Origin of the sequence: Terrabacter sp. Ter38 (assembly GCF_024519435.1) — a bacterium.
In the GTDB taxonomy this organism is placed as follows: domain Bacteria; phylum Actinomycetota; class Actinomycetes; order Actinomycetales; family Dermatophilaceae; genus Terrabacter.
In genome coordinates this window covers 170,812-183,084 of record NZ_JALJRZ010000003.1, presented here as the reverse complement: position 1 = coordinate 183,084, position 12,273 = coordinate 170,812, and the positions used below count along the sequence as shown (strand labels likewise).

At 72.4% G+C, this 12,273-nt stretch carries 9 protein-coding genes; 7 read left to right on the top strand and 2 right to left on the bottom strand.

What is annotated here, in order from left to right; all coding sequences use genetic code 11:
- Positions 1–25: 25 nt before the first annotated feature.
- On the bottom strand, positions 26–967 hold the full coding sequence (locus tag NR112_RS08205; RefSeq protein WP_256793506.1) for an aldose 1-epimerase family protein: 942 nt from the start codon (positions 965–967) through the stop codon (positions 26–28).
- Between the two features lie 71 nt (positions 968–1,038).
- Between NR112_RS08205 and NR112_RS08200 the strand changes: the two genes are divergently transcribed.
- Positions 1,039–3,459: a helicase-associated domain-containing protein gene (locus NR112_RS08200; RefSeq protein ID WP_256793505.1), complete on the top strand. Its 2,421-nt coding sequence runs from the start codon at positions 1,039–1,041 to the stop codon at positions 3,457–3,459.
- A 6-nt stretch (positions 3,460–3,465) separates the two neighbouring features.
- On the top strand, positions 3,466–3,840 hold the full coding sequence (locus NR112_RS08195) for a DNA polymerase ligase N-terminal domain-containing protein (RefSeq protein ID WP_256793504.1): 375 nt from the start codon (positions 3,466–3,468) through the stop codon (positions 3,838–3,840).
- A gap of 8 nt (positions 3,841–3,848) precedes the next feature.
- Here NR112_RS08195 and NR112_RS08190 read toward each other — a convergent pair whose 3' ends face one another.
- The gene (locus tag NR112_RS08190) at positions 3,849–4,781 is read right to left on the bottom strand and encodes a hydroxymethylglutaryl-CoA lyase (RefSeq protein WP_256793503.1); all 933 of its coding nucleotides are present in this window, start codon (positions 4,779–4,781) and stop codon (positions 3,849–3,851) included.
- Between the two features lie 104 nt (positions 4,782–4,885).
- On the opposite strand from NR112_RS08190, the gene NR112_RS08185 reads away from it, so the two are divergent.
- From NR112_RS08185 to NR112_RS08165, 5 genes are all read left to right on the top strand, one after another.
- Complete coding sequence (locus NR112_RS08185; protein ID WP_256793502.1) at positions 4,886–6,538, top strand: DNA repair helicase XPB; 1,653 nt, start codon at positions 4,886–4,888, stop codon at positions 6,536–6,538.
- Between the two features lie 342 nt (positions 6,539–6,880).
- Positions 6,881–7,603 carry a response regulator transcription factor gene (locus NR112_RS08180; RefSeq protein WP_256793501.1) on the top strand — a complete coding sequence of 241 codons (723 nt, stop codon included), beginning with the start codon at positions 6,881–6,883 and terminating at the stop codon, positions 7,601–7,603.
- A gap of 4 nt (positions 7,604–7,607) precedes the next feature.
- Complete coding sequence (locus NR112_RS08175; RefSeq protein WP_256793500.1) at positions 7,608–9,164, top strand: cell wall metabolism sensor histidine kinase WalK; 1,557 nt, start codon at positions 7,608–7,610, stop codon at positions 9,162–9,164.
- Between the two features lie 68 nt (positions 9,165–9,232).
- A complete protein-coding gene (locus NR112_RS08170) occupies positions 9,233–10,519 on the top strand; it encodes a S1C family serine protease (protein ID WP_256793499.1) in 1,287 nt (428 codons plus the stop codon).
- A gap of 219 nt (positions 10,520–10,738) precedes the next feature.
- Positions 10,739–12,259: an SDR family NAD(P)-dependent oxidoreductase gene (locus NR112_RS08165; protein WP_256793498.1), complete on the top strand. Its 1,521-nt coding sequence runs from the start codon at positions 10,739–10,741 to the stop codon at positions 12,257–12,259.
- Positions 12,260–12,273 lie beyond the last annotated feature (14 nt).

Here is a 12,273-nt window from a genome sequence, read left to right as displayed (position 1 = left end):
CCCATGGACGGTCCGGTCGACGCGGTCAGGCCGGGGAGATGCCCCACGTGCCGGTCCACTCCTCGCCCGGGGCCAGCACGACGAGGCCCTCCCCGGAGTTGAAGGCGTCGGCGGGGCAGCTCATCGGCTCGACGGCGATGCCGACCTCGCCCTTGCGGTCCTCGGCGATCGCGGTGAAGACCTGCAGCCACGGGAAGGCGGCGTCGGCCCAGAGCGTCGTCGTGCGGTCGGCGGCCGACACGGTGGCGCGCCACATGCCGTCGGGGTCGCGCACGACGTCGGTGTAGGCGATGTCGAGACGGGCCTCACCCACGGGGCGACGCTGGCGGAAGTCGCAGGGCTCGCCGTCGACCGGACGGGTCGCGGCGGGGAGCAGCCGGTCGTCGACCTCGACCCACGTCGCGCCCGGGATGCGCAGCTCGACGTCGGGCAGCAGGGTCTCGCCGATGGCGAGGTAGGGGTGGGCGCCGTAGCCGAAGGGCGCCTCCGACGGCCCGACGTTGCGGGCGGCCGTGGTCACGACGAGGCCCGAGTCGTCGAGCAGATAGGTGGTGCGCAGGTCGAGGAAATGGTCCCACCCCGGCTGCGGGTGGAGGCGGTAGCCGACGGTGACGCGGTCGTCCTCGAGCTCGACGAGCTCCCACAGCGCCCAGCGGACCAAGCCGTGGCTCGCGTTGCCGCGGGAGACCTCGGTGACCGACAGCTGGTGCTCGGTGCCCGCGAACGTGTAGCGCCCGTCGCGGATCCGGTTGGGCCAGGGCATGAGCTGCTGGCCACGACCCCACGCGCACGTCTCGTCGGCGGCGTAGCCCGCGACGACGTCGACGCCGTCACGGGTGAACGTGCGCAGGCCGCCCCCGACCTCGACGACGGTCACCTCGAACGGACCGTGCCCGATGGTCCACTGCTGCCCGGTCGGGTGCGCCGGGGACGGCTCGGCGGGTGTCGCAGGTGAGAGCGCGCTCATGGGGCAACGCTAGCGGTGCGCGCCGCCGTCGCGGGTCGGGGGCACGGCGTGGCGGGCAGTAGGTTGGGAGGATGGCCACCTCGAGCCGGAGCCTCGCCGACGACATCCGCGGTCGCAGCGACGCAGAGCTCATCGACCTCGTGCTCGCGCGCCCGGATCTCGCGCGCCCGGCGCCGGCCGACCTGACGAGCCTGGCCGCGCGTGCCGGCACCCGGGCCAGCGTCCAGCGCGCCGTCGAGGCACTCGACCGGGGCCACCTCCAGGTGCTCGAGGCCGTCGTCGTGGCGGGCGACGCTGCCGAGCGGAGCACCCTGCTGCACCTGCTCGGCACCGACGACGCCGCGACCGTCGACGCGATCGTGCAGGACCTCTGGCGCGCAGCCCTGCTCTGGCGCGGCGCCGACGGCGACCACGTCGTGCGCACGGTGCCCGAGGTCCTCGGCACCGCGGTCGCCGGCCTCGGGGCGCCGATGCGCGAGCTGCGGCCCTCGTCACCTCCCGAGCACGCCGCCCCCGACCGCATCCGGGCCGCCCTCGCCGAGGCCCCCGACGACTCGCGGGCGATGCTCGAGCGGATGACGTGGGGGCCGGCCTTCGGCGTGCTACCCACGGCCACGCCCGGACGCACTACGGCCCGGTGGCTGCTCGAGCACCACCTGCTCGTCCCCGTCTCCACCGACCGCGTCGCGCTCCCCCGCGAGGTCGGCCTCGTCCTGCGCGAGGGGCGGCTGCACCGGTCGGCCGAGCTGACGCCACCCGACATCGAGGCCCGACCCGTCGCGCTCGTCGACGCCGCCGCCGGCGGTGCCGCGAGCGAGTGCCTGACCCACCTCGACGAGCTCGCCGCGGCGTGGGGCGCCGAGCCACCCCGGGTGCTGCGCGCCGGCGGCCTGTCGGTGCGCGACCTCCGCGTCACGCAGATGACGCTCGACCTCGACCCCGAGCACACCGCCTTCGTCGTCGAGCTGGCGTATGCCGCCGGGCTCGTCGCCGACGACGGCGAAGTCGTGCCGGTGTGGGCGCCCACGTCGGAGATCGACGAGTGGAGCTCGAGCGAGGCCGGGCACCGGTGGGCGACGCTGGCCATGGCCTGGCTCGGGTCGACCCGGGCCCCACACCTCGTGGGTCGACGCAGCACCGGAGCCGGTCCGGCGAACGCCCTCGGCCCCGACGTGCAGTGGCCCGCGATCCGGGCGATCCGCCGCGAGGTGCTGCGTGAGCTGGCGTCTCTCGCGCAGGGCCACGCTGCCGACCACACCTCGCTGCGCCAGCGCCTGGCCTGGCGCCGGCCGAACCGGTCGGCCGCCGTGCTCGACGAGGCCGTCGAGGCGGTGCTGCGCGAGTCCGAGTGGCTCGGCGTGACCGGTCGCGGGGCCCTGTCCGAGGCCGGCCGTGCGCTCGTCGCCCCCCTCCTCCCCCCGCCCCTCCCCCCGGTTCGAGGTGATGGCGCGAGCAAGGCCGGTGTCGCGAACACCTCGAGCGGCAGGCGCCCCGCGCGGGGTCGAGGTGACCGCGCCAGCGGCAGCGCTGCCGACATCACCTCGAACGGGCAGACGCCGGCCGAGTCGGGCGCCGTGGCCGAGACCGTCGCGGCGGGGATGTCGGCGCACCTGCCGTCGCCGGTCGACCACATCCTCGTCCAGGCCGACCTCACGGCGGTCGCCCCGGGCCCGCTCGTCGGCGGTCTCGGGTCGTTCATGCGCCTCGCCGCCGACGTCGAGTCCCGCGGCGGCGCCACCGTCTACCGCTTCACGCCCGAGTCGGTGCGTCGCGCGCTCGACGCCGGGTGGACCGCGGCCGACTTCACCGAGACCGTGCGCCGGTCGAGCCGCACCCCGGTGCCGCAGCCGCTCGAGTACCTCGTCGCCGATGTCGCGCGCAAGCACGGCCAGACCCGCATCGGCGGGGCGGCGGCCTACGTCCGGTCCGACGACGCGGCCGTGCTCGACACGATGCTCGCGTCGCGCGACCTCACGCCTCTCCGGCTGCGGCGGCTCGCGCCGACGGTGCTCGTGTCGTCGGCGGACCCGCGCGTCCTCGTCGACCTCTTGCGCGACAACGGTTTCGCCCCCGTGCACGAGGGACAGGACGGCGCCGTCGTCCACGCCGAGACGCCGCGCCGCCGGGCGGGTTCACGCCGCCGTGGCCCCGGCCCGATGGTCTCGCCGGTCGACCGGCCCTACACCCAGTCGCTCGTCGACGGGCTGCGCGCGGCCGAGGCGACGGCCGACCAACGCCGCGTCGAGGACGAGACCCGACCCGGCCCGCGCATCCAGGCGATGGATCCCGTCGTGACCCTCTCGCTGCTGCGCGACGCGGTCGCCGACCGGCACGGCGTGTGGATCGGCTACTCCGACGGCCACGGAGCCACGAGCCGCCACCTCATCCACCCGCAGAAGGTCGAGGGCGGCCGCGTCCGGGCCACGGACGAGTCCGGCCACGAGAAGTCGTTCTCGGTCCACCGGATCACCGGCGCGACGCTCGAGAGCTGAGCAGCCTTGACAGGCAACGGCATCCGTGAGGGCCACCGGCCGGCATACGTCCTCCACGACCACCGGAAGCCGCGGCCGCACTTCGACCTGCGGCTCGAGGAGGACGGTGTCCTGCGCTCGTGGGCGGTGCCCAAGGGCCTGCCGACGACGAGCCGGCACGACCGGCTCGCCGTCGCCGTCGACGACCACGACCTGGACCACCTGACGTACACCGACGAGCACAAGGCGGTCGCCGACACCGGATGGTGGGAGGAGGAGTCGCGCGACGACCACCGGATCGTCTTCGTGCTGCACGGTCGGGACGCCTCGCGCCGCTACGCCCTGATCCGCACCGACCGCGACTGGCTGCTCCACCTCACGAAGGACCAGCCCTCCGGCTGAGGAGCGGGTCAGGCGCCGGCGAGGGCGCGCACGACGTTGCTCGGGCTGGGGCGGCCGAGCTGCTGCGCCATCCACACCGACGTCTCGACGAGGGCGTCGAGGTCGACCCCGGTCTCGACGCCCGCGCCGTGCAGGGCCCAGACGAGGTCCTCGGTGGCGAGGTTGCCGGTTGCGGATTTCGCGTAGGGGCAGCCACCCAGCCCGCCGGCGGCCGCGTCGACTACCGAGACGCCGTCGCGGAGGGCGGCCACGGTGTTGGCGAGCGCCTGCCCGTAGGTGTCGTGGAAGTGCACGGCGATGCGGTCGGTGCCGATGCCTCGCGCGGCAAGCGCCTCGAGCAGCCGGTGGACGTGGCCCGTCGTGCCGACGCCGATCGTGTCGCCGAGGCTCAGCTCGTGGCAGCCGAGGTCCATGAGCCGCTCGGCCGTGTCGACGACCTGGTCGATCGGCACCGGGCCCTCCCACGGGTCGCCGAAGCACATCGAGACGTAGGCGCGCACCCACATGCCGTCGGCGAGGGCGCGCTTCACGACCGGCTCGAACATGGCGTACTGCTCGCTCACGGACCGGTTGAGGTTCTTCTGCGCGAAGGTCTCGGTGGCCGAGCCGAAGATCGCGATCGCCCCGAGCCCGAGCTCCTCGGCGCGGTCGAGGCCGCGCTCGTTGGGCACGAGGGCGGGACGGCGGCGCCCGAGCCCGTCGGCACCGAGTCCGGCGAGCACCTCCTCGGCGTCGCCCATCTGTGGCACCCACCTCGCCGGGACGAACGAGGTCGTCTCGATGGTGCCGAGCCCGGCAGCCTCGAGACGGCGGATGAACTCGACCTTCGTCGCGGCCGGGACGATCGTCTTCTCGTTCTGCAGGCCGTCGCGCGGACCGACCTCGTAGATCGTCACCTTCGGGGGCAGCCCCGTCGCCGCCTCGACCTGTGGGGATCGCATGCGCCCATACTGTCACCAGCACGCCCCACGCCCCGGCCGAGGTATCGGCTCGCGATGGCCCCCGACGGAATACCTCGACCCACGCTCGGAGTTGTCTCCACACGATGAATGACGGACCCCTGATCGTCCAGAGCGACAAGACCCTCCTCCTCGAGGTCGACCACCCGAACGCCGAGGCCGCACGCCGGGCCATCGCTCCGTTCGCCGAGCTCGAGCGTGCCCCGGAGCACGTGCACACCTACCGCATCACGCCGCTCGGCCTGTGGAACGCCCGCGCGGCCGGCCACGACGCCGAGCAGGTCGTCGACGCCCTCATCACCCACAGCCGGTATGCCGTCCCCAACGCGCTGCTCGTCGACGTGGCCGACACGATGGACCGTTACGGCCGCCTGACCCTCACCAAGGAGGGTCTCGCCGACAGCCCCGAGGGCACCCGTCTCGTGCTGCGCACGACGGACCGGCCGGTGCTCGAGGAGGTGCTGCGGCACAAGAAGATCAAGCCGCTGACCGGCGAGCGCCTCGACGACCTCGCCGTCGTCGTGCACCCGAGCGAGCGCGGCACCCTCAAGCAGGAGCTGCTCAAGGTCGGCTGGCCGGCCGAGGACCTGGCCGGCTACGTCGACGGTGAGGCCCACCCGATCGACCTCGACCAGGCCGACTGGCACCTGCGCCCCTACCAGCAGCACGCCGTCGACGGCTTCTGGCACGGCGGCTCCGGAGTCGTCGTCCTCCCCTGCGGCGCGGGCAAGACGCTCGTCGGCGCTGGCGCGATGGCCGCCGCCAAGGCGACGACCCTCATCCTCGTCACCAACACGGTGAGCGCGCGGCAGTGGAAGGACGAGCTGATCAAGCGCACGACGCTGACCGAGGACGAGATCGGCGAGTACTCCGGCGCCCGCAAGGAGATCCGCCCGGTCACCATCGCGACCTACCAGGTGCTGACGACGAAGCGGAAGGGCGCCTACGCGCACCTCGACCTGCTCGACGCCCGCGACTGGGGCCTCATCGTCTACGACGAGGTGCACCTGCTGCCGGCACCGATCTTCCGGATGACCGCCGACCTCCAGGCGCGCCGCCGCCTCGGCCTCACCGCGACCCTCGTGCGCGAGGACGGCCGCGAGGCCGACGTCTTCAGCCTCATCGGCCCGAAGCGGTTCGACGCGCCGTGGAAGGACATCGAGGCCCAGGGCTACATCGCTCCCGCCGACTGCGTCGAGGTGCGCGTCACGCTGCCCGAGGGCCAGCGCCTCGCGTATGCCGTGAGCGAGCCGGAGGACCGCTACCGTCTCGCGTCGTGCTCCGACGCCAAGCTCCCCGTCGTCGAGACGCTGGCCGAGCAGCACGCCGGCGAGCCCACCCTCGTCATCGGGCAGTACCTCGACCAGCTCCACGAGGTGGCTGAGCGGCTCGGTGCCGAGGTCATCACCGGAGAGACGACCGTCAAGGAGCGCCAGCGCCTCTACGACGCCTTCCGCACCGGCGAGATCACGACGCTCGTCGTCAGCAAGGTGGCGAACTTCTCCATCGATCTGCCGGAGGCGAGCGTCGCGATCCAGATCAGCGGCACCTTCGGCTCCCGCCAGGAGGAGGCCCAGCGCCTCGGTCGCGTCCTGCGCCCCAAGGGTGACGGGCGCACGGCGCACTTCTACACGATCGTCAGCCGCGACACCGTCGACGCCGACTTCGCCGCGCACCGGCAGCGCTTCCTCGCCGAGCAGGGGTACGCGTACCGCATCGTCGACGCCGACGACCTCTGAGCGTCGGGACCGCTCACCCTGCGACTCCATGAGGTCAGAGAAGCCTTGCCTGTTTCGCGTCGTCGACGTGGGCGAGCTCAGGGCCGAGGACGTGGCGAAGCTCAAGCCGAAGTCCACGTGCTGCAAGGACAGCCCGCGGTGCACGAGGTGCCCCGTGGTGATCAAGCGACGGCGCGCGCAGGACTGTGCCTCGATGGGCGGCAGCGACTTCAGGAAGGCTCTGGCCAGGGCTCGCACGCGCTGACTCGCGGTCGGCCGGTCCCGTTCCGGGCGCTGAACGGTCGCCGCGACCGGTTCCGTCGTTCCCAGCGAACTCCCAGCGAACACCCTGACACTGGGACCGTGGACACCCAGACAGCTGCGGCACCCGAGGCTCGCCTGCTCGTCGTCGAGGACGAGCCGAACATCCGCGAGCTCCTCGCAACCTCACTTCGCTTCGCCGGCTTCGAGGTCGAGACGGCCGGTGACGGCACGACCGCCCTCGCCATGGCCGCCGAGTCCGAGCCCGACCTCGTCGTGCTCGACGTCATGCTCCCCGACGTCGACGGCTTCGAGGTGACCCGTCGCCTGCGCGACCGCGGCCGCCAGCAGCCGATCGTCTTCGTCACCGCTCGCGACGCGACGGGCGACAAGATCCAGGGCCTCACCGTGGGTGGCGACGACTACGTCACCAAGCCGTTCAGCCTCGAGGAGGTCATCGCCCGCATCCGGGCGGTCCTGCGCCGCACCCGCGGGCAGGCCGACGACGGCGCGACGCTCCGCTTCCACGACCTCGAGCTCAACGAGGACTCCCACGAGGTGCGCCGCGGGGGGCGGATCATCGACCTGTCCCCCACCGAGTTCAAGCTGCTGCGCTACCTGCTGCTCAACCCCAACCGGGTGCTCTCGAAGCTGCAGATCCTCGACCACGTCTGGGACTACGACTTCCGCGGCGAGTCCGGCATCGTCGAGTCCTACATCTCCTACCTCCGGCGCAAGATCGATGCCGACGGCCCCTCGCTCATCCACACCAAGCGCGGCGTGGGTTACGTTCTCCGGGTGCCCCAAGAGCTGCCCGCCCCCTGACCGGATGGCCGACCTGACCGCCCCGGCGGCCGACCTGCGCGCCCCCGCTGACGACGCGAGCGTCCCGCACGCCGCGGTGCGTGGACGCTCGCTGACCCGCCGCCTGCGGGCCCTGCCCTTGCGCTGGCGCCTCCTCGCCGTCACTCTCGGTCTCGTCGCAGCAGCCCTCGCTGTCACCTCGCTCGCGGTCAGCGCCCTGCTGCGCGGCTACCTCGTCAGCCAGACGGAGGAGGAGCTCAAGGTCTACGCGGCGAGCCTGGCCTCGGTCGAGCTCTCCGAGCTGCAGGCGACGAGCTCGCAGCTGCCGTCGAACTTCACCGCCAAGGTGCTCGACCTGTCGACCGGCGAGATCACGAACCTCCGCGACGCCGTACTCCTGGAGCCCGCGACCCCTGCCCTGCCCACGCCGAAGCTCACCGACTCGAACCTGCTCGAGCCGTCGACGTTCCAGGTGGGCTCCGCCACCGGGGAGGGCCAGTGGCTGGCTCTCGCCAAGCTCAACGACGAGAGCAGCGGGATCGTCGAGGTCGCGTTGCCCCTGCGGCCGCTCGAGGCCACTGTCAGCCAGTTCCTCCTGTATGCCGCCGCCATCGGTGCCATCGCCCTGCTCCTGACGGCGCTGCTCGGCTGGTACCTCATCGGGCGCACCTTCCGGCCGCTGACCCGCATCGAGGACACTGCGGCCCAGATCGCCGTGGGAGACCTGACCCAGCGCGTCGACGTGCCTGACACCGACGACGAGGTGGCCTCGCTCTCCCGGTCGCTCAACGCGATGCTCGCCCGGATCGAGCAGAGCTTCGCCGCGCGAGAGGCCAACGAGGAGAAGATGCGCCGCTTCATCGCCGACGCGTCCCACGAGCTGCGCACCCCGCTCGCAGCGGTCGGCGGCTACGCCGAGCTCTACCGCCAGGGCGCGCTGCCGACGGCCGACGCCGTGACCGGTGCCATGGGGCGCATCGAGTCCGAGGCGCACCGGATGAGCGGTCTCGTCGAGGATCTGCTGACCCTCGCCCGCCTCGACGGCGAACGCCCGCTCGAGCTGCAGACCGTCGATCTCGCCGTCCTCGCGGCCGACGCGGCCCAGGACGCGCGCACCATCGCGCCGGAACGTCACATCGTCGCGACCGGCGTCAGCGGACCGATCGAGCCGACGGAGCTGCGGGCCGACGAGCAGCAGCTGCGGCAGGTCGTGACCAACCTCGTGACCAACGCGCGCGTGCACACCCCCGACGGCACCCCCATCGAGATCCTCGTCGGACGGGTCGACCCCCAGCACGTCGCACTCCACGTCCGCGACCACGGACACGGCATACCCGTCGACGCCCGCGCCGACGTCTTCGAGCGCTTCTACCGCGCCGACCGCAGCCGCAGCCGTGGCCAGGGTGGCGGCAACGGGCTCGGGCTGGCCATCGTCCACGCGATCATCGAGGCCCACGACGGCACGGTCCGTGTCGACGAGACTCCCGGTGGTGGGGCCACCGTCGTCGTCGAGCTCCCGATCACCCGGACCACGAGTGAGCCACGTCACCATGGCTCCTCCCAAGGCACAGCCGATTCCTAGGAACACCACAACGTCGTCCAAAGCTGGGTCGATGTCATGGAGACAACAGACCAGAGCGAGGAGGAGCCATGACCCTGGCACCTGAGGACCACACCCAGCAGATCCCGCAGGGCAGCTACTACAGCCAGTCCCTACCACCAGCGCCGCCGGCCCCGCCGACGCCGCCCCTGGGTGAGGGCAGCCGTCCGGCGCCCAAGCGCGAGAGCCGCGTCGGCCAGACCATCGGCGTCGCGCTGCTCGCGGCCGTCCTCGCGAGCGGTGGCACGTATGCCGCCACGCAGCTCGGCGACCAGGGCACCGCCACGTCGCCGACGTCCACCACGTCGACGACCAACCAGAACCAGGGCTCCTCGCCGACGGTCGTGCAGGGCAACGCCACGGCTCCCGACTGGACCGCCGTCTCCGCCGCCGTGACGCCCAGCGTCGTCAGCATCGACGTCACGACCCAGCAGGGGTCGGGCGCCGGCTCCGGCGTCGTGTTCGACAAGAGCGGACACATCCTCACCAACAACCACGTCGTCGGGGACGCGACCGGCAACGGCGCGATCACCGTGACGCTGAACGACGGGCGCACCTACGCCGCGACCATCGTCGGCACCGACCCCTCGACCGACCTCGCCGTCATCAAGCTGACCAACGGACCGAGCGACCTGACCCCGATCACGCTCGGGGACTCCGAGGCCCTCAAGGTCGGAGACCCGGCCATGGCCGTCGGCAACCCGCTCGGCCTGTCGGGCACCGTCACCACGGGCATCGTGTCGGCGCTCAACCGTCCGGTCAGCACCGGGACGGCGAGCGAGTCGCCCCTCGGCCAGCAGCAGACGTCCGGCGACGAGGTCGTGACGAACGCCATCCAGACGTCGGCCGCGATCAACCCGGGCAACTCCGGCGGCGCGCTCGTCAACGCCAAGGGCGAGCTCATCGGCATCAACAGCTCGATCGCGTCGCTGGGCCAGAGCTCTAGCGGCAGCCAGAGCGGCAACATCGGCATCGGCTTCGCGATCCCGGTCAAGGAGGCCAAGTCGATCGCCGACCAGCTCATCAAGAGCGGCAAGGCCGAGCACGCCTTCCTCGGGGTCAGCACCCGCGACACGGTCGTCTCCGACGGCAGCGCCAAGCGGGCCGGCGCCCAGGTCGTCGCGGTCAACAGCGGCACTCCCGCAGCGAACGCCGGCATCAAGAACGGCGACGTCATCATCGCCGTCGACGGCCAGCGCATCGACTCCGCGACGGCCCTCGTCGCCCAGATCCGCGAGATGACGGCCGGCGACAAGACCACGCTCACGGTGATCCGGGACGGTGCCCGCCAGGACGTCCCCGTCACCCTCGCGGTCAAGCCGGTCAGCTCGAACTGACCTCTCCACTTCGCGCCGGGTCACGGACAGGGTGACGACACGCTGGACGTGACCCGGGCGAGGCCACCCTCCCCGGTCTCGGATGCCGTCGGGCTCGCGCCCGTCCCCGCCACCACGTTCCCGGTGGCTCGGACGGACGCCGGCCCGGCGGCATACGTCATCTCTCCGGCCGGGAGCGCGGATTGGGGGCGGAGCGAGCCACCCGCGTACCCTTGCGCGGTGAGTGAGACCGAGAACGAGCTGGACCCCGCTGCCGTCGTGCACCTCGACCCCGAGGACGTCGCGACCGCGGTGCGCGTGCTGGCCCTGGCGCCCTCGCTCGAGATCGACGACCCGGACTTCGAGACCCTGAAGCGCGCCGCGTCGCTGATGTACAAGCGGCTCAAGAAGGACCGGCGCAACGCGAAGACGTGGGCCGAGCGCAAGGCCGACCGGCAGGTCATCGAGTCGACGGCCACCGGGTCGCCGATGCGGATCGACGACGAGACCAAGGGGATCCCCTTGGTGTCCAACGCAACCGGCGCCTTCGCCGGAGAGCTCATCAACCCGCGCGGGTGCTACATCTGCAAGACCGACTACACGCTCGTCGATGCGTTCTACCACTGGCTCTGCCCGGACTGCGCGGCTCGCTCGCACGCGAAACGTGACCAGCGCACCGACCTCACGGGCAAGCGCGCCCTGCTCACCGGGGGCCGGGCGAAGATCGGGATGTACATCGCGCTGCGCCTGCTGCGCGACGGCGCCCACACGACGATCACGACGCGCTTCCCCAAGGACGCGATGCGCCGCTTCTCCGCCATGGAGGACTCGGCCGACTGGATCCACCGGCTCAAGATCGTCGGCATCGACCTGCGCGACCCCACCCAGGTCGTCGCCCTGACCGACGAGGTCAGCGCGGCGGGGCCGCTCGACATCCTCATCAACAACGCCGCCCAGACGGTGCGGCGCTCCCCCGGGGCCTACAGCAACCTCGTCGAGCTCGAGTCGGCTCCGCTGCCCGACGGCGTCGCCCTGCCCGAGATGGTGACCTTCGACCGGATCAGCGAGGCGCACCCGGCCTCCATCGCCGGCGCTCTCGGCACCCATGCCGTCGCGCACCACGACGGCGAGTCGGTCGAGCACGCGATCGCGGCCCAGACAGCCGCGTCGATGACCGCACTGGCCCTGACCGCCGGGCACGCGAGCCTCGAGGCCCACCGGGCCGGCACCGCCGTCGACGCCGGCGGTCTGCTGCCCGACCTCCAGCGCACCAACTCGTGGACGCAGAAGGTCGAGGAGGTCGACCCACTCGAGCTGCTCGAGGTGCAGCTGTGCAACTCGACGGCGCCGTTCATCCTCGTCTCGCGTCTGCGTCCGGCGATGCGAGCCGCGGTCGGCGGCGGTGCGCGGCGGGCGTACGTCGTCAACGTGTCCGCCATGGAGGGGCAGTTCTCCCGCCGCTACAAGGGGCCCGGCCACCCGCACACGAACATGGCCAAGGCCGCCCTCAACATGATGACCCGCACGAGTGCGGGCGAGATGTTCGAGACCGACCGCATCCTCATGACGGCCGTCGACACCGGCTGGATCACTGACGAGCGCCCGCACGACGAGAAGCTGCGCATCGCCGCAGAGGGCTGGCACGCCCCGCTCGACCTCGTCGACGGCGCGGCCCGCGTCTACGACCCGATCGTGCGCGGCGAGGCCGGCGAGGACCTCTACGGCTGCTTCGTCAAGGACTACGAGCCCAGTCCCTGGTGACCCACGGTCGGCAC

Excerpts from the sequence above, each read along its gene's own strand:
- NR112_RS08200 (WP_256793505.1), top strand. The coding sequence starts at position 1,039 with ATGGCCACCTCGAGCCGGAGCCTCGCCGACGACATCCGCGGTCGCAGC.
- NR112_RS08175 (WP_256793500.1), top strand. The coding sequence starts at position 7,608 with ATGGCCGACCTGACCGCCCCGGCGGCCGACCTGCGCGCCCCCGCTGAC.
- NR112_RS08190 (WP_256793503.1), bottom strand. The coding sequence starts at position 4,781 with ATGCGATCCCCACAGGTCGAGGCGGCGACGGGGCTGCCCCCGAAGGTG.
- NR112_RS08205 (WP_256793506.1), bottom strand. The coding sequence starts at position 967 with ATGAGCGCGCTCTCACCTGCGACACCCGCCGAGCCGTCCCCGGCGCAC.
- NR112_RS08170 (WP_256793499.1), top strand. The coding sequence starts at position 9,233 with ATGACCCTGGCACCTGAGGACCACACCCAGCAGATCCCGCAGGGCAGC.
- NR112_RS08185 (WP_256793502.1), top strand. The coding sequence starts at position 4,886 with ATGAATGACGGACCCCTGATCGTCCAGAGCGACAAGACCCTCCTCCTC.